At 33.7% G+C, this 24,413-nt stretch carries 24 protein-coding genes; 12 read left to right on the plus strand and 12 right to left on the minus strand.

Annotated elements, in window-relative coordinates; all coding sequences use genetic code 11:
* Positions 1-3 precede the first annotated feature (3 nt).
* Positions 4-888, minus strand: a complete 885-nt coding sequence (locus J7E44_RS00385; RefSeq protein ID WP_214824277.1) for a lysophospholipid acyltransferase family protein — start codon at positions 886-888, stop codon at positions 4-6.
* Positions 889-967: 79 nt separating this feature from the next.
* Between J7E44_RS00385 and J7E44_RS00390 the strand changes: the two genes are divergently transcribed.
* On the plus strand, positions 968-1,540 hold the full coding sequence (locus J7E44_RS00390) for a thioredoxin family protein (protein ID WP_214824280.1): 573 nt from the start codon (positions 968-970) through the stop codon (positions 1,538-1,540).
* Positions 1,541-1,573: 33 nt separating this feature from the next.
* On the opposite strand, the gene J7E44_RS00395 is transcribed toward J7E44_RS00390, so the two are convergent.
* From J7E44_RS00395 to J7E44_RS00410, 4 genes are all read right to left on the minus strand, one after another.
* A complete protein-coding gene (locus tag J7E44_RS00395; protein ID WP_214824283.1) occupies positions 1,574-2,935 on the minus strand; it encodes an aldehyde dehydrogenase in 1,362 nt (453 codons plus the stop codon).
* 43 nt (positions 2,936-2,978) lie between these two features.
* A complete protein-coding gene (locus J7E44_RS00400; RefSeq protein WP_214824286.1) occupies positions 2,979-4,541 on the minus strand; it encodes an MFS transporter in 1,563 nt (520 codons plus the stop codon).
* 185 nt (positions 4,542-4,726) lie between these two features.
* Complete coding sequence (locus J7E44_RS00405) at positions 4,727-5,773, minus strand: HlyD family secretion protein (RefSeq protein WP_214824289.1); 1,047 nt, start codon at positions 5,771-5,773, stop codon at positions 4,727-4,729.
* Between the two features lie 5 nt (positions 5,774-5,778).
* The gene (locus J7E44_RS00410) at positions 5,779-7,116 is read right to left on the minus strand and encodes a TolC family protein (RefSeq protein ID WP_251040436.1); all 1,338 of its coding nucleotides are present in this window, start codon (positions 7,114-7,116) and stop codon (positions 5,779-5,781) included.
* 137 nt (positions 7,117-7,253) lie between these two features.
* On the opposite strand from J7E44_RS00410, the gene J7E44_RS00415 reads away from it, so the two are divergent.
* Positions 7,254-8,066: a helix-turn-helix domain-containing protein gene (locus J7E44_RS00415; protein ID WP_214824291.1), complete on the plus strand. Its 813-nt coding sequence runs from the start codon at positions 7,254-7,256 to the stop codon at positions 8,064-8,066.
* 103 nt (positions 8,067-8,169) lie between these two features.
* Here J7E44_RS00415 and rplI read toward each other — a convergent pair whose 3' ends face one another.
* From rplI to J7E44_RS00445, 6 genes are all read right to left on the minus strand, one after another.
* Positions 8,170-8,688 (minus strand): 50S ribosomal protein L9, encoded by a 519-nt coding sequence (gene rplI, locus J7E44_RS00420; RefSeq protein ID WP_214824294.1) that lies wholly within the window; start codon positions 8,686-8,688, stop codon positions 8,170-8,172.
* 136 nt (positions 8,689-8,824) lie between these two features.
* Complete coding sequence (gene rpsR / locus J7E44_RS00425) at positions 8,825-9,127, minus strand: 30S ribosomal protein S18 (RefSeq protein WP_007844708.1); 303 nt, start codon at positions 9,125-9,127, stop codon at positions 8,825-8,827.
* A 30-nt stretch (positions 9,128-9,157) separates the two neighbouring features.
* Positions 9,158-9,499: a 30S ribosomal protein S6 gene (gene rpsF / locus J7E44_RS00430; RefSeq protein WP_172278518.1), complete on the minus strand. Its 342-nt coding sequence runs from the start codon at positions 9,497-9,499 to the stop codon at positions 9,158-9,160.
* Positions 9,500-9,642: 143 nt separating this feature from the next.
* Entirely contained in the window at positions 9,643-10,998 is a 1,356-nt protein-coding gene (locus J7E44_RS00435; protein ID WP_214824298.1) for a chloride channel protein, read from the minus strand.
* 616 nt (positions 10,999-11,614) lie between these two features.
* A complete protein-coding gene (locus J7E44_RS00440) occupies positions 11,615-12,922 on the minus strand; it encodes a dihydrolipoamide acetyltransferase family protein (RefSeq protein WP_214824301.1) in 1,308 nt (435 codons plus the stop codon).
* Positions 12,923-12,985: 63 nt separating this feature from the next.
* Complete coding sequence (locus J7E44_RS00445; RefSeq protein WP_214824303.1) at positions 12,986-13,813, minus strand: SAM hydrolase/SAM-dependent halogenase family protein; 828 nt, start codon at positions 13,811-13,813, stop codon at positions 12,986-12,988.
* Between the two features lie 380 nt (positions 13,814-14,193).
* Between J7E44_RS00445 and J7E44_RS00450 the strand changes: the two genes are divergently transcribed.
* From J7E44_RS00450 to J7E44_RS00465, 4 genes are all read left to right on the plus strand, one after another.
* Positions 14,194-15,150 (plus strand): PhoH family protein, encoded by a 957-nt coding sequence (locus J7E44_RS00450; RefSeq protein ID WP_214824307.1) that lies wholly within the window; start codon positions 14,194-14,196, stop codon positions 15,148-15,150.
* 182 nt (positions 15,151-15,332) lie between these two features.
* Complete coding sequence (locus J7E44_RS00455; RefSeq protein ID WP_214824309.1) at positions 15,333-15,830, plus strand: hypothetical protein; 498 nt, start codon at positions 15,333-15,335, stop codon at positions 15,828-15,830.
* 211 nt (positions 15,831-16,041) lie between these two features.
* The gene (locus tag J7E44_RS00460) at positions 16,042-16,698 is read left to right on the plus strand and encodes an outer membrane protein (protein WP_214824312.1); all 657 of its coding nucleotides are present in this window, start codon (positions 16,042-16,044) and stop codon (positions 16,696-16,698) included.
* Positions 16,699-16,786: 88 nt separating this feature from the next.
* Positions 16,787-17,443 carry a porin family protein gene (locus J7E44_RS00465; RefSeq protein WP_214824315.1) on the plus strand — a complete coding sequence of 219 codons (657 nt, stop codon included), beginning with the start codon at positions 16,787-16,789 and terminating at the stop codon, positions 17,441-17,443.
* A 57-nt stretch (positions 17,444-17,500) separates the two neighbouring features.
* Here J7E44_RS00465 and ffh read toward each other — a convergent pair whose 3' ends face one another.
* On the minus strand, positions 17,501-18,862 hold the full coding sequence (ffh, locus tag J7E44_RS00470; protein ID WP_214824318.1) for a signal recognition particle protein: 1,362 nt from the start codon (positions 18,860-18,862) through the stop codon (positions 17,501-17,503).
* Between the two features lie 460 nt (positions 18,863-19,322).
* Here ffh and atpB point away from each other — a divergent pair, with 460 nt between their 5' ends.
* The 6 genes from atpB (at position 19,323) to atpG (ending at position 24,382) form a co-directional block, all read left to right on the plus strand.
* Entirely contained in the window at positions 19,323-20,450 is a 1,128-nt protein-coding gene (gene atpB / locus J7E44_RS00475; RefSeq protein WP_214824320.1) for a F0F1 ATP synthase subunit A, read from the plus strand.
* 47 nt (positions 20,451-20,497) lie between these two features.
* Positions 20,498-20,716: an ATP synthase F0 subunit C gene (locus tag J7E44_RS00480; RefSeq protein WP_007844726.1), complete on the plus strand. Its 219-nt coding sequence runs from the start codon at positions 20,498-20,500 to the stop codon at positions 20,714-20,716.
* Between the two features lie 103 nt (positions 20,717-20,819).
* Entirely contained in the window at positions 20,820-21,314 is a 495-nt protein-coding gene (locus tag J7E44_RS00485) for a F0F1 ATP synthase subunit B (protein ID WP_214824322.1), read from the plus strand.
* Positions 21,315-21,316: 2 nt separating this feature from the next.
* Positions 21,317-21,856: an ATP synthase F1 subunit delta gene (atpH, locus tag J7E44_RS00490; protein ID WP_214824325.1), complete on the plus strand. Its 540-nt coding sequence runs from the start codon at positions 21,317-21,319 to the stop codon at positions 21,854-21,856.
* Between the two features lie 18 nt (positions 21,857-21,874).
* Positions 21,875-23,452, plus strand: a complete 1,578-nt coding sequence (gene atpA / locus J7E44_RS00495) for a F0F1 ATP synthase subunit alpha (protein ID WP_214824326.1) — start codon at positions 21,875-21,877, stop codon at positions 23,450-23,452.
* Positions 23,453-23,518: 66 nt separating this feature from the next.
* Entirely contained in the window at positions 23,519-24,382 is an 864-nt protein-coding gene (gene atpG / locus J7E44_RS00500; protein WP_214824328.1) for an ATP synthase F1 subunit gamma, read from the plus strand.
* Positions 24,383-24,413: the final 31 nt, after the last annotated feature.

Below are 24,413 nucleotides of genomic sequence, written 5' to 3' on the forward strand. Positions count from 1 at the left end.
AACCTATATTTTTTCTGAATCAAAGTTTTTAATAGAATCTTTATACTTCCATTTTCTATGTGACCAAAGATAATTATCAGGACGCTTATGTAGGGTGTTTTCTAATAATTTATGGAACTTTTTTACTACTTCATGTTCAGTGAATTTTTCTCCATCCGGGTAAATTCTATGATAATTAACCTGATAAAATCCACGTTTTACTTTTTTCACCTCACAATAGATGAAGGCCAGATCCATTCTTGTGGCTAGTTTATCATAACCAACAAAAACCGGTGTTTTCTGATCAAGAAATTCTAACCCATAATTTACATGTGAAACATGTGGAGTCTGATCAGCAACAAACATATAAATTGAGCTTCCATCATTTTTATTTCTGAAAATATTGAGAATAACTTCATTGGCTTCCAACGCTTCATTGCCAAATTTGTTTCGAACCTTTTTCATTTGTTTTTCCCAAAATTCACTGTTTACTTTCCGGTATACAGGATGGCAATGATCTTGGGGGACAATTTTTGCTAATGCATTTATCCACTCCCAGTTAAAGACATGCCCGGCTAATAAAATAATATTCTTTCCTTCATTCTTAATTTCATGAAATACATCCTGATTGATATGCTGCATTCTTACCCTAGATTCTGTTTCCGAAATACTAAAAGATTTTACAGTTTCTACCAGGTAATCAGAAAAATTGAGATAAAACTTTTTTCTGATATCTGCGATCTCTTTTTTTGATTTCTTAGGGAATGAGTTCGTTAAGTTTTGAGTGATCACCTTCTTTCTATATCCGACGATATAATAGTTCAAAAAGAAAATAATATCCGAAAAAATATATAATATTTTTAGCGGGAGCTTAGAGATCAGGTATAATATCTTGATGAGGAAATTCATAAAACATGCAAATTTAGTAATAATAAAAATATGGTTCTATTTTTGCTTGTAATAAGTATTATTTTTTTACTTTTATGTTATGAAAAAATTGTCAATAACAGCTTTCCTGATTGTAAGTACTTTTGTTTTTTCTCAGGAAACAAAAATAACTCCTGATGCCAAAAATTCAAGAGATAAGGCGTTGTTGGTAAAGACTGATCACGCAGAACTGGATGCTAAGAAAAAAGCAGCTGAGGAAAAAGCTAAACTACCTAAGCCTTATGACCCAAAAGCTGATGCACAAAAAGATATAGATAAACTTGTTGCACAGGCAAAAAAGGAGAATAAAAATATTATGATCCAGGCGGGTGGAAACTGGTGTATCTGGTGTTTGCGTTTTAATCAGTTTGTACAAACTACTCCTGAGTTGAAACAATTAGTAGATAAGAACTATTTATACTATCACCTTAATTTTTCTCCGGATAATAAAAATGAGAAAGTTTTTGCTCAATATGGGAATCCTGGAGATAAGTTTGGCTATCCGGTGTTTATTATTTTAGATAAAAATGGTAAAATGGTTCATGTTCAACAGAGTGATGTTCTGGAGCAGGATAAAGGCTATAGCTTAGAAAAAGTGAAAGAGTTCTTTAATCAGTGGACTCCAAAATCATAAAATAAAACCGAGAATTTTCTCGGTTTTTTATTTTTATAAAAGCTTTTTAATCCAGCTTAGCTTTTTATCAGAATAGGGTGGATATTTTATATTGGGTTCACCCCAGGTTACTTTTTCCAATATTGATTTTTGATGTGAAAAGGTTTCAAAACCATACCGTCCGTGGTAATTCCCAATACCTGAATTTCCAACTCCACCAAAAGGTAAATTGTCATTGCTTAAGTGCATCACTACATCATTTATACAACCTCCACCAAATGATAATTTTTGCGTGAAAGCCTCTTTCTCTTCTAAATTGTCAGTAAATAAATAGGCGGCAAGTGGTTTCTCCAGATCGGTAATACTAAGCAGAATTTGATTAAAATTGGTAAAAGAAATGACAGGTAAAATTGGTCCAAAAATCTCTTCCTGCATAACATTATCTTCCCAATTGACAGCGGTTAAAATAGTAGGTTCTATATAGAGATTTTCCTCATTGTAATTGCCGCCAAAGTAAATTTTTTCTTTATTGATAAGCTGTATAAGACGGTGGAAATTTTTCTGGTTGATAATTCTTGTGTATTGATCGGAATTGGGTTCATACTTAAATTCTTTAATGTATTTTCTCAGCATTTCCAGAAACTGTTCCTGAACAGATTCCTCTACCAAAAGATAGTCGGGTGCTACACAGGTCTGCCCGGCATTTAGAAATTTTCCCCATACAATCCTTTTGGCCGCAACTTCCAGATTAGCATCTTTAGTAACTATAGCAGGTGATTTTCCTCCCAACTCTAAGGTTACTGGAGTTAAATGTTCCGCAGCCGCTTTGTAGATAATTTTGCCAACCTTGGTACTTCCTGTAAAAAATATTTTATCGAATTTTAGACGTAAAAGGTCTGTTGTTTCATCAATTCCGCCTTTATAAACATAGATGTATTCTGAAGGAAAGTTTTCATTGATGATTTTAGACATTACATTCATTGTATTTCTGGCGATTTCACTGGGTTTTAAAATACAGCAGTTTCCTGCTGCCAAAGCTGCAACTAAAGGAGAAAGTGATAATTGATACGGATAGTTCCATGCCCCGATTACAAGAATACATCCCAGGGGTTCCTGATGAATTTTACTTTTTCCTATCTGATTAGCGAGGTTTGTGGAGACTTTTTTAGGTTTTGAAAGTGTTTTCAGATTTTTTAAATAATAATCAATGTCTTTTAAAACAAAAGAAATTTCTGTTGTAAAAGTGTCAAATCTTGATTTTCCAAAATCGCTCTCAATTGCACGATATAAAAGCTCTTCATTTTGAATAATAAGTTCTTTTAACTTTTCAAGATACATTTTTCTAAATTTTATATTTTTAGTTTTATGTGTATTGAAAAATGTTTTTTGACCCGCTATTATTTCCTGAATTTTCATACCTCAAATTTTAGGAAACAATGCAAATTTATTGCCTAAAATATTACATGATATTTCTGATAGCAATTTTAACGGGGTGATATAATAATAGGAGCAAGGCTGTAATAAATGCCAGCCAGAATAATCCAGTGAATATTTCCATATTAGACAGTAAAATAGCCTGAGAGATGATTTTAACTTTAAATGCTCCTGCTGTCAGAGATAATGACTCATTGATTGGTAATTTAGAGATGTTAGTTCCAAAGATCTGATTCCATTGGGAATAAAAAACAGGATTTGTATCAGTTAGGTTATAACTTAAGCTGTCAGAGTGTTTTAAAGTTAAAAACAGCATTAAATTTTGCATCAAAGCATATCCTATAGCTGTTGTCCAGAATCGGGTAGTAGTCCCCATAGCAGTGCCATTAGCAACAAAATCTTCTGGAAGACCGGCTATTAAAAAAAAGACAAGCGGAGTAAATAATAAACCTTGCGCAATTCCCTGTAAAAATAAAGGTGGGCAAATAGTGGAGAGCGTAGTATCAGGATAAAAAGTGTAGGTAAACCAAGCACAATCAATCGCTAACAAGAGAAATCCAATGAAAAATACGATTCTTGAAGAAATGCCTTTCATCAGGCAGATTCCTGATAAAAATACACCTATAAGAGTTCCTGCAACATTCCAGTATTGAACATCAACAATATAATCCCAGGGCCATTTCCAAACAGTAGCCATGATGCTGTAGACATTATTTAATCCGGAACGTATCAGGTAAAAAACAAAAAATAAGATCATCCCGGCAATTACATTTTTAGAGTTTAATACTTCAAAATGGAAAATCGGCCTTTTAGAGTTTCTCTGTTTTAGGATAAATAGTCCTCCGGATATTAAAAAAGTGAACAAACATAAAATAATGGTCTCAGATTCAAACCACATCAATCGTTTTCCGTAGATAATGGCGTAAGCTCCAGATTGCAGACAGGTCCATAGTAAAAACCAACTTGTAATATCTAGCTGGTATAAAGGTTTTTTAGGGAAAAATCTGTTTCTGTTAAACAAAGCGATACCAATGATCAAAACAAAAATGTGAAAGTAGACAATCATTAAAATCATGTGCTTGAAATCATAATCCTGGATACTTGATTTTAATAAAGAGGTGGTCACTGTTCCACCGGTCAGCATGATGGTATACATGAAAAGATAAGCGATCACTTTGGCATGTTTGGTTTTCAATTCTGCTATGATCAGGGGCAAAAATATAGCACCTTCCAGAAGTCCGAAAATTCCTTCCAGAAATCTGATAACAAGAATTACATGATAGTCGTTGGTTATTGATAAAATATAAAGGATAATTACAGAGATCGAAGACATCAGTAAAATATAATATTTAACGCTAAAGTAGGCCATGAATCGCTGTAAAACTAAAAGGGTAACCACAAATGTCCCGTACATCAAAATCAATAAGTATTGGATGTCATCCGGATCTACATCCATAAAAGAGGATGTGAAGGCACTATTAGAATGTAGAATAGATAATAACATCAGGTGGGGAAAAAGCGCCAGAATAAGAAGCGGCAATTTCAGCCATTGTGGTACCCATTTATAATAAACTGAATTATGTTGCATTTTTTATAGTATAAAAACGGAAAGGCAAAAGCGCATGAAAAGTAAAAGGTAAAATGGTAAAAGTGCTTGAAGAAAAAACTCGCAAATTCACGCTTTCGCAGTTTTACCTTTCCGTTAAATATTTATAGTTGTTTAGATGTTTGGCAGCAGGAACTAGATGAATAATTATTCTCAAATCCGCGGTTTTACAGTTTTCTGGCACTTACCAAAACATTCATTCCAGAAAGTAGTTTTTCATTGTCATGGTTATGATCAAGAATAATTTTCACAGGAAATCTCTGTTCTATTTTCACAAAATTTCCGGTAGCATTATCAGGCTTAACCAAAGAAAACTGAGAACCTGATGCAGGAGATATGGAGGATATTTTTCCTTTAAATTTAATATCAGGAAAAGCATCTGCTTCAATGACTACTTCTTGTTTTTGATCAATTAGTCCTAACTGAGTTTCTTTAAAATTGGCAATGATCCATTTTTCCTTACTTACGATTTGAACCAAAGCCTGTCCTTCTTTAATTAATTGCCCTTCCTGGATTGTTTTTTTGCCAACCCATCCATCATAAGGTGCTGTTACCACGGTGTACGATAGGAATAGTTTAGCATTATTAAGACTCGCTGAGCTTTGTTGAATCTGGCTTTTTGCTGGAGCAACTTTTGTTTCCTGTTCATTTGCACCGGCTCGTACGGCATTTTTTTGCTGTTCTAATGCCATGAGATTAGCTTTTGCCTGATCATAAGAAGCTTTTATATTCTCAAACTGTTGTTCAGTTGCTGCGTCTTCTGCTACCAGATTTTTATATCTTTTAAAATCCTGTTCAGTTCTCCAGATATCAATTTTCGCGGAAGCTATTTTAGCATCAATAATCTTGGTGTCACTTTCTTTAGTATTTACACCACTCTGGATGGTTGTAATATTTTCTGAATTAGCATGAAGATTGGCTTCAGCAATTTTTACCTGGTTGATGAATTCACGATTATCAATTATGATTAAAGTATCTCCTTTATGTACAAACTGATTTTCATTGAATCGTACGGTTTTAATAAAACCCGAAACCTTACTTGAAACAGGAGTGATGTATTGTTCAATCTGCGCATCATTTGTCGTAACATTTTTTCTTGAAAAAAGATAAAAACTTACCATTCCCGTAATTCCGCTTATGATGAGAATCCAGGCTAATAAAGTAATCGTTTTGTTGATCCTTTCTTCTTTTTTAGTCAATTGCTTCTTATTCATAATTTTTATAAGTTTCCGATGGTATATTGAAGTTGGTAATATTTTAATTGTCTGTTGATCTTCACAGAAATAAGATTAGATTGGGTTTCCAGATAAGTATTATCTGCATCAATAAGTTCTGTAATCAAGCTTAATTTGTTGGCATATTTTGTTTTGACTATACGATAGTTTTCTTTAGCCTGATTAATAGCTTCTTCCGCTATTTTTACTTTTTGATCGGTCTCTTCGAATTTTTTATAAGCTTCATAAACAGAATGTTTCAACCCCTCTTCCTTTTCTTCGATCTGTAATTTCGCCAGATCTATGTTTTCCTTTGCTTCCTGCATTTTGTATTTGTTCTTATAAAGGCTTTCAATAGGATAGATGAGATTGACTCCAATCATGCCTAAACGATAAGCATATGGCTCTGGTGGAAAGAACATCATATTGGGATATTTAATGAAATATTCTCCTCCTGCCGTGATCTTTGGTAGATAATTTGCCTTTACGATTTTTTGATCCAGTTCTTTTAAAGAAAGATTTTTCTTTGTAATTTCTATGTTTTCATTTTTAACCAATGCTGTTGCCGTTAATTCGTTGATATAAGGGATTTCCGCATGATCAGAAACAAGATCATCAGTATTGGTATGTATTTCCTGATTGTCCGGAATAAAAAGAATTGTTTTTAATTGATGTTCGGCTATTTGGATATCATTATCAAGCTCTGTCCAGCTCATTTTGTGATTGGAAAGTTGCAGAGAAGTTCTCAATACTTCATTAAAAGTAACAACCCCGTTAGCCTTTAAAGCTTTTACCTGTTTGATGTTTACAGAATCTTCCTTCATTTTTTCATTAATAAGATCCTGTTGTTCCTTTAAATGATGGATTTGCAAAAAGGCAGTGATGATTTCCATTTTAAGTTCTCTTTCATCGAGCTGGGTTTTCAATGTTGAAATTTCAGTGTCAATAGATGCTTTTTTCTCTGTATTTTTAATTCTTCCACCCATATAAACGGGAATAGATGCTGAAAGGGTGAAATCATACATTCCATTGATGACATCATATTTAGTAGCTTTTCGAAACACACCATTTTCATGTTGAAAAAGGTTGGATACCTGATTGTAACTAGTGTGAAACTCAATATCCGGGAGTTTTTCCATTCTGAGATCTTTCTCTTTGGTTTCAGACATAGTTTGTTTAAGATGGCTGATCAGAATATTTTTATTATTCTTTAAGCCCAATTCTATAGCTTGTTGAAGACTGAGGTTTTGGTAATTGATCACTTGTGAGTGTAAGAAACTGCTTATCAGTAATAAGCACAACGCAATCCAGTGATATCTGCGCGTGCTAAATATCATTTTCATAAATTAATTAAAGGTTTTTTGCTAAATTGATTTTGATACTGCAAAGGTACGAGCTGTCTGCCTGGACACTATTTGTTAAAGCAGAAAAAGATTTGCTCATTTACGCCAAATAAAAATATTCTCATTACCTTTATCCTATGAATAATAGTCATTTTAAAGCGGTAGAAGAAGAGGATGCAGAATTTTATGTTTTTCACGTTCTTACTGGAAATATAAAAACAGATATTCATAATCACAGTTCTGCACAATTAGTGTATGCAGAAGGGGGTATTGTGCATATTTTTACGGAACTTAAACATTGGTATCTTCCGGCACGATGCTTTATGTGGATTCCTGCTGGAATTCCACATTATATTTTTACATCCAGTCCAAAAGTCGATTTATACAATTTTTATTTTAAAAAAGATAGCGAAGAAAATGGCTTCTTTGATGAAATCAATATCTATTCTGTCAGCCATTTACTTCGGGAGATGATTTTATATACAAAAGACTGGGATGGGAAAATCACAAAAAATGATGGTTCAAAATATTATTTCCTCAAAGCATTAAAAGGAATTTTACCGGAAAAAAGAGATAAGAAGTTGGCATTCCCGGTTCAGCATCCTTTTCCTAAAGATGAAATGTTATTGAGGGTAGCAAAATATATTCACGCCAATCTTGAAAAGAATCTTACCATTGAATCTACAGCCAAAGAATTTGGAATGAGTACCAGAACATTATCCAGAAAGTTTAAAGAGATTCTAGGGATGAATTATGTCCGTTTTCTACGTGCGTTACGAATTACCCGTTCATTGGAATTGATGCTTGAAGGAAAATATAATATGTACGAGATTGCAATGATGGTTGGGTATAACAGTCTGTCTTCTTTCAGTACTATCTTCAAGAAAGTAATAGGAATACCGCCCACAGAATATCAACAGAAGTTGAAAGGAGAAGGGGGTAGGAATTAGAAAGGGAAGGATTTAACGGTAGATTAAAAGCTAGATAAAAATGAAAACAAAAAAACCACTTCAAAGGAAGTGGTTTATATATTTCGGGAAATCCCGTTTATTCTTAAGCTTCTTCTGATTCAGTTTCAGCTGCAGGTTTAGGAGCTTCTACTTTTTTAGGAGCAGCTACAACAGGAGCGTCAGAAACAACATCAAATTCGAAGTTGTATTCAACATTTCTGTGTAATCTGATGATAGCAGTTACTTTACCAGTTCTCTTGATTGTATTTCCAGGGATTTTGATGTATTTCTTTTCTACTTCAACACCAGCTTTAGCAAGAGCTGCAGAAAGGTCAGCATTGTTGATAGATCCGAATAATTTATCACCAGATCCAACTTTAGCAGGAATAGTGATAGAAGTTTTCTTCAATTGATCTACTACAGCGTTAGCAGCAGCAACTAATTTAGCTTCTTCTTCTTTTCTAGCTTCTAAAGTAGCTTCTAAAGTCGCTTTATTTTTTGGTGTAGCTAAAAGAGCAATTCCTTGAGGAAGTAAAAAGTTTCTAGCATAACCTGGTTTTACATTTACTGTATCAAACTCAAGTCCTAAGTTTTCTACGTCTTTTTTTAAGATAATTTCCATTGTTGTTGTCCGTTTTAGAGTTCCGAGTTCCGGGGTTTATATTCCGGGTTTCTCTTTCCTTCGTTAGAATTTATAAATTAATTCAGCAACAAAAGAAGAAGGCGAACCTTCTTCTCTTATTTATTTTTTTGTTGTCTTATTTTAATAAGTCAGCTACGTAAGGCATTAAAGCCAAATGTCTTGCTCTTTTGATAGCAGCAGAAACTTTTCTTTGGTATTTTAAAGAAGTTCCAGTGTATCTTCTTGGTAAAATTTTACCTTGTTCGTTTACGAACTGTAATAAGAAATCAGCATCTTTATAATCTACATGCTTAATTCCAAATTTTTTGAATCTACAATATTTCTTTTCAGATTTTGTATTGATATCAAGTGGAGTAAGGAATTTTACTTCTGATTCTCCTCCAGCTGAGGCTTGTTTAGCCATTTCATCTATTGCCATGTCTTGTCTTTTTTAATAATGGGTTAATAATTAAGCTTTAGCTACTTTTACTTTAGTTCTTCTTGTTACAGCATAGTCAATAGCATGCTTGTCAAGCTTCGTAGTAAGGTAACGGATTACTCTTTCGTCACGTTTGAAAGCTAATTCTAAATCAGCAACGATAGTACCTTCTCCTTTAAACTCGATTAAAGTGTAGAATCCGTTCTTTTTTAATTGGATCGGATAAGCTAATTTTTTTAATCCCCAGTTCTCTTTAGCAACGATTTCGCAGTTTTTCTCTTTTAAAAGAGTTTCAAATTTTTTTACTGCTTCCTCCACCTGTGCGTCAGATAGAACGGGAGTTAAAATGAAAACAGTTTCGTAATTGTTCATAATGTTAAATGAATTTGTTAATTATTTCGAGGTGCAAAATTAGTGAAAGTATTTTAAGTATGCAATAGATCGTGAATATTTGTTAGAACTGAATTAATAATTAAAAGTTATGAATTATCAATTATATTCCTTATGCCTTCTTCTTATTCCTTCTTATTTCTTATTTCAGTTAAGAAATTTACTTTTAATACATCGTATAACGAGTGACGGCTAACTAAAATAGAAAGAATAGAGGAAACCATTCCTGCCAGCATTAAATGAAAAATCAATGAGTGCCTGTCGGTCATTTCAAGAACAATAATGGCCGAGGTAAAGGGAGCCCTTGTAATTCCGGTAAGAAAAGCGACCATTCCAGCTAGGATAACGACGTTTGTTTCATTTTGGGTGAGATGGATGACTCCGGAAATGACCGAGCCAATACTTGCACCAGCTGAAAGGGCAGGAGCGAAAATCCCACCGGCACCACCAGAAGTAAATGATAGAGCAGGCCCCAGCATTCTTAAGATGGGAACATACCAGTCTTCATGTTTATTTTTGGTGAAAAGAACCCGTTCCATGATCTCTTTCCCAGAACCTAAAATCTCTCGGTTTATGAAATAGGCAATGGATGCGATGATAAGTGCACAAGCTACGAGAAAAAATACGTTTGCTCCATCTGTTTTAAGGTTTTTCTTTTTCCAGTCATTCATTTTGAGCATCATAACAGAAAGCTGGCTTGCCAAAATACCTGATACACCTGCTACAAGAACAATGGGAAACATAACCATAAGAGAAACATCATGTGTTTTAGGATAACCCAGGTATAAATAGGAACCGGCTAAGGTTTGAGCGGTTAGGCCAGCAATGATCACAGCAGTGAAAAGAGCTGTTTTAAAGTAGTTGATGTGGGTCTTTGATAATTCTTCCACAGCAAATACAATTCCGCCAAGAGGAGTGTTAAAAGCGGCTGCGAGTCCGGCTGCTGCGCCAGTCATTATCATATTCTTTTTGGATATTTTCGGCCACCATTCAGGAAGATATTCATTGACTTTCCTAAAGATAGAACCTGCAATTTGAATAGTAGGTCCTTCACGTCCAACTGCACCACCGCCAATTACTAATATAACTGAGGAAATAATTTTAAAAAAGATAATTTTAAGACTAAGCAGACTTCTTATTTTTGTATGTTCCTTTGGATTGGCTAATTCTACAGCCGCCATTACCTGTGGAATTCCACTTCCTTTAGCATTGGGCGCAAATTCTTTAACAAGCCACCATGACAAGACAAAACAGATTGGAGCAATAATGAAGATCATCCATGAATGCCAATTAAAAATTATATTTAAAAGTCCTTCACCCCATGCAAATATTTTAGCGTACATCACGGCAAAAAATCCTGTGATCACTGAGCCAACCCAAAATGGAATAGCCTGAAGCAGGTTGTACTTCAATTGTTCGTTTCGGATATTGTCAAAAGACTTCTTGAGACCTCTGCGGACGATGGTAAGAATGGAACGCATAAGACTAATTGGTAATGTTTAAAGAGGGTACGTTGATTTGAGAAGAGGAATGCCAGTAATTTTTTAACCTTGATATTGGCAAAGAAAAGCATTTGTTTTTATAATCTAATTTCATCATTTAAAGTTTGTTTTAAATGTAATACTAATTCGTTTAACTTCCAATAAGTAGAAGAATAGGTCCATAAATCTTTTAAATGATTATATTAGTTCTGAAATTAATAAAATAAAGATATGTTTGAAGTTTTTAAGAAAAATCCAAATGCATTAGCAATCTTGGTTTGCATATTTTTTGTTATTTCTCATATCTTATTTTTAATAATCAATGGATTTTTGACTAATGAGTTTTTTGATACTTATCACTATCTCGTCTTACTCAATCTGTTTGTTATTCTTTTGGGTGTCATTTTTTCAAAGGCTGGGATAACCAGGATATTACTTCTTGTTTTTTTCTTCTCTGTGTTGATTTTTCTAATTCTTTACGGGGTATTTGCCGTTTGGGTAATTTCGTTGGCAGGTGCTAAGAATTAGGGTATAATGATTTTTACACGTAAAAAAAACCTCCGATAAATCGAAGGTTAATATTTTATAATAAGCAATATGAATTATTGCCTATTACTTATACTTCTGTATTCAGATCCCAGTTTTGAAGGTAGTCATGAACATGTTTCAGGAACATTCCACCTAAAGAACCGTCTACCACTCTGTGGTCATAAGAGTGAGACATGAACATTAACTGACGAATAGCAATCACATCACCATCTTTAGTTTCTAATACTGCAGGTTTTTTAACAATTGCTCCAATTGCTAAAATAGCAACCTGAGGCTGAGGAATAATAGGAGTTCCCATTAAATTTCCAAAGCTTCCTACATTAGATATTGTATAAGTAGCTCCCTGAGTGTCTTCCGGTCTTAATTTCTTATTTCTTGCTCTGAAAGCTAAATCATTGATCGCTTTTGCCAAACCAGAAAGAGAAAGTTGATCTGCATTTTTAATTACAGGAACAATAAGGTTTCCATCAGGAAGTGCCGTAGCCATACCAATATTGATGTTTTTCTTTTTAATGATATTATCTCCATTTACAGAAACATTGATCATTGGATAGTCCTGGATTGCTTTTACAATTGCTTTAACAAAAATAGGCATGAAAGTAAGTTTTTCACCTTCGCGCTTTTCGAATAGATCCTTATGTTTATTTCTCCATTTTACAACGTTGGTAACGTCTGTTTCAATGAAAGAAGTAACATGCGGCGCAATATGTTTTGCTTTTACCATGTTCTCAGCAATGATTTTTCTCATTCTGTCCATTGGAATGATCTCATCACCTACTGAAACTGAGATTGGAGTAACAACAGGAGTTGTAGCAACTGGCTGTGGTGCTGAAATAGCTTGCTGAACTGGTGCTGCCTGAGGCTGGCTACCTCTGTTACTTACATATGATAATATATCTTCTTTGGTAATTCTTCCTTCTAAACCACTTCCTTTAATGGATTTTAGTTCAGATTCTGAAATATTTTCTTGTTGTGCAATTGATTTTACAAGTGGAGATAAGTAAAGGTCTCCTGAAAATTCAACATTAGAATTCCCCGTTTTCAACGGTTCTTCAATTGTTTTTAAAACTTGTGTATCCGGAGCAGAAGCTGGAGTTTCAGTTTTAACTTCTTCAGCTGTATTTCCGCCTTCTCCTTCAATTTCTAAAATAGCAATGGCCTCACCAACTTTAGCAACTTCATCCTTTTGCTTTAAGATTTTTATAATTTTTCCCGAAACTGGTGTCGGAACGTCTGAATCTACCTTATCTGTTGCAATTTCTACTACGGAATCATCCTCCTTCACATGATCACCCTCATTGAATAACCAAGTGATAATTGTAGCTTCCATAACACCTTCTCCCATGGAAGGAAGCAATAATTTGTACTCTGCCATTTTTATTTTTTAGATTTTGACAAATATATAAAAAAAATCGGTTTTTTTACGGAATATATAATTTTACAGAAATTCTATGTAAATATTACCGCCAACATTTAATCCAAACAAACTTTTTGCACCATTTTTTTTGCTTCCTTTATAAATGGTAAGCTCCAACAGTTGACTGTCATTAAAAATAGCTGCTGACTGTCCGTGAAATTCAGTCTCCCTTTCCCAATCTGAAACAACCTCAGTGTGACTTGAAAATACTTTTGAAAGACTTAAATTCCTGAATTTGATCGTAAAGTTCTCATGTCCTTTACCTGCTGCTTCAAAAAAATCCTTGCTGATATTTGATATTATATTTCCGAAATTATCAATGTACATGACCTCGCCAATAATCATTTTTTCAGCCTCGTTATAGACCGGTTTTGGAAATAAAAGTTCTTTTACATTTTTTATTTTTCTACCGATCACTTCTGGAAGGCCCCCGTTAGCCAAATGTACTGCTGCCGGCACAAAAATATCTGTAGAAGTAAAATTAATAACATCATCAAACCTGTTATTTAAAGTAATCTCATAAATAGCCTCAGGTTTAATATCAAAAAATACAAGACTTAATAGGCCATTGTCGGCTGCTAAAAAGTAAGAACCATCTGCCTTGTATAAAATATTTCTTCGTGATTTGTGATAAAAGCTGTCTACAGATACGATATGAATGGTTCCTTTAGGAAAATGTTTATAAGCATTTCTTACGATATATGAAGTCTGTATAAGATTGTATGCCTGAATTTCGTGGGTAATATCAATAATGTTAACCTCAGGATTTAGAGAAAGAATCTTGCCTTTCACAGCTGAAACCCTGTAATCTAAATTTCCGAAATCCGAAGTAAGCGTGATAATTGACATTTTTGTAGTTGTGGAATAATACTAGTCTTGCAAATTTATTTAAAATAAAGGAAAATCGGGTGTTTACAACTCATAAAAAATAATAAAAAGAGTAACTGCAAGGCGATTTGATTATATAGCTGCCATCTAAAACAGGGCTGATCTCTAAAATTAGATGAATCCCAGATACAATATGAAAACTGTTATTTTGATACTTGGAAATATAACGACAAACTTAAATTTGTATTTATTTTCAATAAATTTAGAATGAAAATGTATTTTATTTAATTAAGGGTTAAGCAATTGTGTCTTAAAGCCCTTGAGATGAAAATTGTTAGTAACAAAATTAATACAAGTTTGAAAAAAAACTCTAAATTTAGATCTAATAAAAAAATGCTTACATGTTTGAATTAACATATGATTTGGAAGATATCGATGTGAAAATCTTCTATGGAGTTAATAACCAATATTTCAATTTATTAAAATCCAGCTTTCCAACCCTTAAAATTACTGGTAGAGATCATTATATCTTGGCAAAAGGAAATCAGGAAGCTTTAGATATATTTAGACAAAAACTTGATGATATTGTTAAATTTATTTCAAAAAATAATTCTATTGAACTTAAGGATGTTGAAAACCTTCTTAATATTAAGGACGAGAACGAAAAACATTTGATCTTTGATCAGGATATTATCGTAAAAGGAGTTAATGGTAAAGTAATAAAAGCTAAAACCACTAATCTTAAAAAACTTGTAAAAGAGACAGAGAAAAAAGATATGGTTTTTGCTATAGGACCTGCCGGGACTGGTAAAACATATACCAGTGTCGCTTTAGCAGCGAGGGCTTTAAGAGATAAAGAAGTTAAAAGAATTATTCTTACCAGACCCGCAGTAGAAGCAGGGGAGAGTTTAGGTTTTTTACCAGGAGATCTGAAAGAAAAGCTTGATCCATATTTACAGCCATTATATGATGCTCTTAGAGATATGATTCCTCATGAGAAACTGGAAGGTTTTATGGAGAAAAAAGTAATTGAAGTGGCTCCATTAGCTTTTATGAGAGGTAGAACGCTGGACGACGCCTTCGTTATTTTGGATGAAGCACAAAATACAACACATGCTCAAATGAAGATGTTTCTTACCAGAATGGGAATGAATGCTAAATTCATTATTACGGGAGATCCAACTCAGATAGATTTACCAAGAAACCAACAATCTGGACTAAAAGAAGCCATGCGAATTCTTCATGGAGTCAATGAAATAGGTTTTGTACATCTTACTGAAGAAGATGTGGTAAGACATCCAGTTGTGAGAAAAATTATTCTTGCTTACAATGAAGAGGATAAAAGGTTAAGAGATTAAAAGAATGATGGTTTTCCAAATAAAGAATAGTTCAGTCAATCGAAAAAGTCAAGAAAAAAGAAGCTTATAATATTATAATTTGAACCACTTATTAAGTAAGTGGTTTTTTTATCCGTGTTTTTACTGGTTTTGAAATTAAAAATAAATGTTAATTTTGCAGTATCAATCAAAACTATTTAAAAATGAAAAAACTATTATTATTGGGCGCTTTTGCGCTACTAGGGAGTGCTGTTCATGCACAAGAAGGTTTTAAACTAGGGGGGCATATTGGGATTCCTGTAGCTGATGCCAGTGATGTTTCATCATTTACTTTAGGTGTGGACGCATCTTATATGTGGAATATTGCAAAAGGTTTCGACCTGGGTGTTGCTTCTGGATACTCTCATTTCTTTGGGAAAGACAACTTTGATGATTTTGGATTTATTCCAGTGGCTGTTTCTGGAAAGTATAAGTTTTCAGGGGCTCCTATTTTTGTAGGATTAGATCTTGGATATGCAATTTCTTTAAAAGATGGTATCGATGGCGGATTTTATGCTCAGCCAAAATTTGGTTATCAAATGTCTAAAGGAGAATTGTATATAGGGTACCAAAGCATTAGTAACAGACGTGATTATGGCTGGTATAGAACAAGCTGGACTATAGGAGCTGTAAATATTGGTTACAATTTCTACCTTAGATAAATTTTAAGAAATATTAAGGTTTCTTAACTCCAATTGCATAATTGGAGTTTTTTTATTCAAAATATTGTGAAAAACTTAAAAGTCCCTCTCAGCTGCATTTTATTATTATAAAGCATTGATTTTTGTGAGTGATATTAATCATATTAACAAATTTTAATATTAAGGTACCCCGCTGTAAATTTGCTCTAAGAAAGTATTAAAATTTTTTAAAATGAAAAAATTATTATTAGCGAGTGCTATTGCACTTTTCGGTTTATCTAATGCTCAGATTGCAAAAGGAACTGCATATTTATCAGGATCTGTTGGTTATTCTCAAGAAGAAAGCGACAATGGTAACTACAAAAAAGAAAACTTCAATGTATTACCTACAGTTGGATATTTTGTTGGAACAAACTTAGCAGTTGGAGTTGGAGTTGGATACCAGACTGAAAAAACTACTCAAACAACGACTTTAGCATTGCCAGGTGCTGTAAATGTAACTGAAAGCATTGTTAAAAAACCAGCTTTTGTTGTTGCTCCTTTCGTAAGAAAATATTGGACTTTATCTGATAAATTATATATTTTCGGACAATTAGCAGTACCAATGCAGTTTGGGAAAACTGAAACTGAAAACAATTCAGTAACTACTTCAGGTTCTACTACAGTTACAAACTCAACTTCTACTGAAGCTAAATACACTAAAATTGGTGTTACTGTGAAGCCAGGTTTAGATTATTTCTTAAACAAAAACTGGTCTATCGAAGCTACAATCGGAGAGTTTGGTTACAGCAATTATAAGCCAAAAGACGGTGATGCTACTAACAACTATAACTTCGGATTGAACTTATCTTCCGTAACTTTCGGAGTTAAATATGTTTTTGCTAAGTAATTAACAAAGTACATTAAATATAAAAAGACTTAAGCTTGCTTAGGTCTTTTTGTTATAAATAAAACTAAAATTTTAAAATCAATCGAACATGAAAAAAATCTTATTAGCATCAGCATTGGCTTTTTTTGCGAGTATGAATGCGCAGACTAAATTTGGAGTAAAAGCTGGTTATGCTTTATCAAAATTAAATTCTAATGACAATGATATTGAATTTGAGGAGATTGAAGGAGGCTTAAAATCAAAATCTGGATTTTATATTGGAGCTTTAGTTGAGCATAAATTTAATAATAAATTTGCTGTTCAAGGAGAAGTACAATATGCAAATTTAGGAGGAAAGGCAAAAGTGTCACTGCCTGGTGGGGTTACAGTAACTGAAAATTTAAATTTTAATAGAATTGTAATTCCTGTATCAGCAAGATATTATGCAACTCCGGAATTAGGAATTTATGCAGGTCCTTATGTGAGTTTTAAAACCAATACGACGGCAAAAATTAAAGTAAGTGGAGCAATGGCCAACCCTCAGGGAATCAACGAGGGTGAAGAATATCTTGAAAGAGCTTTCAATGATAATTTAAAATCTACAGATTTTGGACTTTTCTTCGGTGCTGATTACAATGTATACAAAGGATTATTTGTAGATGCACGTTATAGTTTCGGACTTACAAATATGATCAAAAATCCTGTACAGGATGAAAAATTGAAGATGAATTTCTTCCAGATCGGATTGGGATATAAATTCAAATAAAATAAAAACTCTCAGAATTTCTGAGAGTTTTTTTATGTCTTATTATTTTTATATTCACTATTTCCCCATCATACCACCCATTCCCGGCATGTTTGGCATTTTGCTCATCATCTGCATCATCTGCTTTCCTTGAGGGCCTTGCATCATCTTCATCATTTTACCCATTTGATCAAATTGCTTCATCAATTGGTTTACATCCTCAATCTTTCTTCCCGCACCTCTGGCAATTCTTTGTTTTCTCTGTGTATTAATAATAGAAGGTCTTCTTCTTTCATCCGGAGTCATAGAGTAGATGATCGCCTCAATATGTTTGAATGCATCGTCGCTGATCTCAACATCTTTAATTGCCTTTCCAACTCCTGGAATCATCCCCATTAAATCTTTCATATTACCCATCTTCTTGATCTGGTTAATTTGCTTCAAGAAGTCATCAAAGCCAAATTCATTTTTAGCAATTTTTTTATGAAGTTTTTTAGCTTCTTCTTCATCAAATTGCTCCTGAGCTCTTTCAACTAGGGAAACAACATCTCCCATTCCTAAGATTCTGTCAGCCATCCTTTCCGGGTAGAAAAGATCTAAAGCCTCCATTTTCTCTCCTGTAGAAATAAATTTGATTGGTTTTTCAACCACAGAACGGATCGTTAAAGCAGCACCCCCTCTTGTATCACCATCTAATTTGGTAAGGACAACACCATCAAAATTCAGAGCCTCATTAAATGCTTTTGCTGTATTTACAGCATCCTGACCGGTCATGGAGTCAACAACAAATAATGTTTCCTGAGGCTTGATGAAATAATGAACAGACTTGATCTCATTCATCATCTGCTCATCAATAGCCAAACGTCCTGCTGTATCCACGATTACAACATCGTGGCCGTTTGCTTTTGCAAAATTGATCGCATTTTCAGCAATTGTAGAAGGGTTTGTAGAACCTTCTTCTGTGAAAACAGGAACTCCGATCTGCCCCCCTAAAACTTTAAGCTGATCGATCGCAGCCGGACGATAAACGTCACATGCTACCAATAAAGGTTTTTTATTCTTTTTAGTATTTAAATAATTAGCTAGTTTCCCGGAAAACGTAGTTTTACCAGAACCCTGAAGACCCGCAATAAGAATTACTGAAGGTTTCCCAGAAAGATTAATGCCTTCCTGAGATCCACCCATCAAGTCGACTAATTCGTCATGAACAATTTTAGTCATCAACTGCCCCGGGGTAAGAGAAGTAAGGACATTCTCTCCTAAAGCTTTATCCTGAACTCTTTTAGTAAGATCTTTTGCTACTTTATAATTAACATCGGCATCTACCAATGCTCTACGAATTTCTTTTACGGTTTCCGCGACATTGATTTCTGTAATTTTTCCACGTCCGGAAAGATTATGAAGCGCTTTGTCTAATTTATCCTGTAAACTATTAAACATATTGATTGTAAATTATAGTCTGCAAAAATAAGGAATTTTTAATAATATATATTATATAGAGGACAGAGATTTATTTTGCTTAATAAATTATAATTATATTTTTGCAAAATGAATATTTGGAATAGCCTCATTATTGTACTTTTAATAATAGTCCTTAACAGTATAGTCTACATACTGTTTAAAAGATATTTGTATGGTAAACCGGATGCAGGAATGAAATTTCTTGTGGTTAACCTTTCCAAAGATGTTATATGGCTTATTATTTCTTTACTAATAATTGATAAAACAAAAGCCGATTTTTTGTTTATTGTGATTTGCTTTATCATCGCTTCTTTCCTTATATATTTATCTATAATAAAACTGATTAACAAATCTTGACTTTTTTGATGATAAAAATCAATTTTTAATATTGGTAAAGTTTAATAAAATCGATATATTTGCACACGATTAAAAAAGAGATATGAACAGAAAAATTTCTTCATTATTTTTCGCATTTTTATTTGTGTTTATTAGTGGTTTAGCTAATGCACAACATGAATCTGAAGGTGAGAAGGCAGCTGAAAAAGTAGAGCATACAGAAGCAGAAAAGGGCTTTAATGCTACCAAAATGATCATGGAACACATTGGTGATTCTAACGAATGGCATTTATGGACTACCAAAGATGATAATGGAGAAGAGCATCATGTTTCTGTTCCATTGCCAATAATTATTAAGGATAATGAAGGATGGCATACTTTCCTTTCAAGCAATATTGCTCATGGTCATGAACACGATGGGTATACATTAGAAGAAGGACAGGTTGTTTCTACTAAAGGAATTCAAAAAGCAACTTTGTTTGCTTTAATAAGTGGAAAACAAAAATCAAGCGATGTTTATTTCGATCTGTCAATTACAAAGAATGCCGCATCAATGTTCTTGTCAGTGATCTTTATGTTGGTTGTATTTATCAGCATGGCGAGAAATTATAAAAAATCTCAGCTTCCAAAAGGTTTTGGGAAAATAATGGAGCCTGTAATCGTATTTATCAGAGATGAAGTAGCGATACCAAATATTGGATCAGTGAAATATAAAAGATATATGCCTTACCTATTAACCGCATTTTTCTTTATCTGGTTTAATAACCTTTTTGGATTAGTTCCATTCTTTCCAGGTGGATCGAACCTTACAGGTAACATCGCAATTACTGCAGTTTTAGCTGTTATTACTTTATTAATTACTTTGTTCAGTGCTAATAAAGACTATTGGAAGCATATTTTTATGCCACCAGTTCCTCTATTATTGTACCCAATTATGGTTCCAATTGAAATCATCGGGATCTTTACAAAGCCTTTCGCTTTAATGATGCGACTTTTTGCTAACATTACTGCAGGTCACATTATGATCTTAGCGATTATATCTTTGATCTTTATTTTTAAATCTCCATTCTTAGGATTTGCATCTGTACCATTAGCATTATTCGTTTCTGTATTGGAACTATTAGTTGCTGCGTTACAAGCTTATATATTCACAGTATTGTCAGCATTGTTTATTGGTATCGCTGTTGCAGAGCACGAACACGAGCATGGACATGAAGAACACGCTCACTAAAAGAGCTTTTAATTTTAAAATAATTTTTAACTAAATATTTATTTATTATGGATTTATCAACTGGAGCAGGATTAATTTACGTAGGAATTGGTTTAGCAGTATTAGGAGTAGGTCTTGGTATTGGTAAAATCGGAGGTCACGCAATGGATGCTATCGCTAGACAACCAGAACAAGCTGGTAAGATTCAAGGAGCAATGCTTATTGCTGCTGGTCTTATTGAAGGTGCTGGTCTTATCGCGATCATCTTTGGTGCTTTCATCAAGTAATTATCCTCAAAGAAATATTCTTAGCAGTGAAGCGGTTGGCTGCTGCTAAGAATTTTAAAAAGATATCCATAAAATTATCACATTAAAAAAAGAATTTACAGATATGGGAATTATTGAACCTGGAATTGGACTTTTGTTTTGGATGACGCTTACTTTTGTTATCCTGTTGTTTCTTTTAGCAAAATTCGCTTGGAAACCAATTGTTAATGCAGTAAACGACAGAGAAACTTCTATTGTTGATGCATTAAATCAAGCTAAATTGGCTAAAAAAGAAATGGAAGATCTTAAAGCTGATAACGAAAGAATCATTCGTGAAGCTAAAATTGAAAGAGATGCTATCCTTAAAGAAGCAAGAGAAATTAAAGATAGAATTGTAGGAGAAGCTAAAGATGTTGCTAAATCTGAAGGCGATAAATTGATCGCAGCGGCCAAACAGACTATTGAAACTGAGAAAAATGCTGCTATGGCAGATATCAAAACTCAAATTGGTGCTTTATCTGTAAATATCGCTGAGTCTATCCTTAAACAAAAATTAGACAACAACGAAGCTCAAAACGAGTTGGTTCAAAATTATTTAAACAAATCTAATCTTAACTAATAATGCTTACATCTAAAGTAGCTAAAAGATATGCACAAGGTTTGCTGGATTTCACAAATGAATCCGGACAAACAGCTACTGTGTTTTCTGAAATGAAAGATGTAGTGAAGTTAATGTCTGAATCCGTGGATTTAAACAAATTCTTCCTTACCCCTTACATTGATGCTAAAAAGAAAACAGAAGTAGCAAATGAGATTTTTAAAGGTTTATCACTTTCTTCTCAGAATTTAATCAGATTGGTTATTAAACAAGGACGTGAAAATCAACTTAAGAATATCGCTCAGGAATTTATCAACAAAGTGGAAGATATCAATGGTGTATTAAGAATAACGCTTACTACGGCTACTGAGCTTTCAAAAGAGAATATAGATCAAATTTTGAAATCTACCAATTTGGTTAGTAATACTTCAAATTTCGATTTGAAAGTAAATGTGAATCCTAAAATTTTAGGAGGTTATATTTTAAGAGTGGGAGACCAGCAGATCGATGCATCTGTGAAAAACAAACTGAATCAGGTTAAAAAAGATTTTCAATTAAATTAAGATAAAAACAACCATACAATGGCAGAAATAAATCCGGCAGAAGTATCTGCGATCTTAAAACAGCAATTGGCCAACTTCGATACTCAATCAAACGTTGAGGAAGTAGGTACAGTTTTAACCATCGGTGATGGAATTGCTCGTGTATACGGGTTAGAAAACGTACAATACGGAGAGTTGGTTAAATTTTCTAGTGATGTAGAAGGTATTGTACTTAACCTTGAAGAAGACAACGTAGGTGTTGCTCTTTTGGGAGAAAGTAAATTAGTTAGAGAAGGAGATACAGTAAGAAGAACAAAAAGAATTTCTTCTATTAAAGTAGGAGAAGGAATGTTAGGAAGAGTAGTAGATACTCTTGGTAACCCTATCGATGGTAAAGGTCCTATTACTGGGGATTTATATGAAATGCCATTGGAAAGAAAAGCTCCTGGAGTTATCTTTAGACAACCGGTAACTGAACCGTTACAGACAGGTATCGTTGCTATCGACTCTATGATTCCTGTAGGAAGAGGACAAAGAGAGCTTATCATTGGTGACAGACAAACAGGTAAAACTACTGTTGCTATTGATACGATCATCAACCAAAAAGAATTTTTTGATGCAGGAAAGCCTGTATATTGTATATATGTTGCAATCGGACAGAAAGCTTCTACAGTAGCTCAAATCGTTAAAACGCTTTCTGATAAAGGAGCTTTAGAGTATACGGTTATTGTTGCAGCTAATGCATCAGATCCGGTTCCAATGCAGGTGTACTCTGCTATGGCAGGTGCTTCTATCGGAGAGTTCTTCAGAGACACTGGTAGACCAGCTCTTATTGTTTATGATGATTTATCTAAACAAGCTGTTGCTTACCGTGAGCTTTCTCTACTATTAAGAAGACCACCGGGACGTGAGGCTTACCCTGGAGACGTTTTCTATCTTCACTCAAGATTATTGGAAAGAGCTGCAAAAGTAATTGCTGATGATACTATCGCAAGCCAAATGAATGACTTACCTGAGTCTTTAAGACCTTTAGTAAAGGGTGGTGGTTCATTAACTGCACTTCCAATTATTGAAACTCAAGCTGGTGACGTTTCTGCATATATTCCTACTAACGTAATTTCGATTACAGATGGACAGATCTTCTTGGAATCTGATTTATTCAACTCCGGAGTTCGTCCTGCAATTAACGTAGGTATCTCTGTATCGAGAGTAGGAGGTAATGCACAGATCAAATCAATGAAAAAAGTTTCTGGTACATTAAAACTTGACCAGGCTCAATATAAAGAACTTGAAGCATTTGCTAAATTCGGTTCTGACCTTGATGCTTCTACTTTAGCAGTAATCTCTAAAGGAGAAAGAAACGTGGAACTTCTTAAGCAACCAGTTAACTCTCCACTTCCTGTAGATAGCCAGGTAGCTATGATCTATGCAGGTACTGAGAACTTGTTGAGAAACGTTCCTATCAGAAAAGTAAAAGAATTCCAAATTGAATATATCGCTTTCCTAAGATCTAAGCACCCTGAAACTATGGCTGCTATTAAAGCTGGGAAAATCGATAATGAAATTACAGACGTTCTTAAGCAAGCTGCTAACGATTTAGCTTCAAAATATAATTAAAAAATTCAATGTTTAAGGTTTGAAGCAAGTCTTTGAACCTTAAACTTTATACATTGAAAACATAAAATGGCAAACTTAAAAGAAATACGAGGAAGAATCAGTTCAATTTCATCTACGATGCAGATTACACGTGCTATGAAAATGGTTTCAGCAGCGAAACTTAAAAAAGCGCAAGATGCAATCGTAATGTTAAGACCTTATTCTGAAAAATTACAAGAAATCATCCAGAATGTAAATTCTAGTTCAGATCCTGATCAGGTTTCTATTTATGCTCAGAAAAGAGAAGTTAAAAGAGTTCTTTTTATTGCTGTTACTTCAAATAGAGGTCTTGCGGGAGCTTTTAACTCATCTATTGTAAAAGAGCTTAATATTCAGTTTCAGAATAACGCTCAATATGAGATCGAAGTTCTTACAATTGGTAAAAAAGCATATGATGCTGTAAGAAGAAGCCGTACTGTATATTCAAATGAAAGCGCTGTTTTTGATAATTTGAACTTTGATGCTGTTTCCAACCTTACTGAAGGAGTAATGAATAGCTTCAAGGAAGGGAAGTTTGACGAAGTTTATTTAATTTATAATAAATTTGTTAATGCTGCAACTCAGGAAGTTACTAAAGAACAGCTTCTTCCGATTTTGATGCCCGAAACTACAGAACCTCAGGTAGAAACAGATTATATTTTTGAACCTAATAAAAATGAGATTTTGGATAATTTGATTCCAAAGTCAATTAAAACACAGGTTTTCAAAGCTGTTTTAGATTCAGTAGCATCTGAACATGGAGCGAGAATGACTGCAATGCATAAAGCAACAGATAATGCTCAATCTTTAAAGAATGATTTAGTAATCTTCTATAACAAAGCAAGACAAGCTGCTATTACAAACGAGATCTTGGAAATCGTTTCCGGAGCAGAAGCTTTGAAAAATTCTTAAAATATTATTAAAATAACAAAAAAAAGCATCG

It is taken from the genome of Chryseobacterium sp. ISL-6 (assembly GCF_018613715.1).
Taxonomy (GTDB): Bacteria; Bacteroidota; Bacteroidia; order Flavobacteriales; family Weeksellaceae; genus Chryseobacterium; species Chryseobacterium paludis.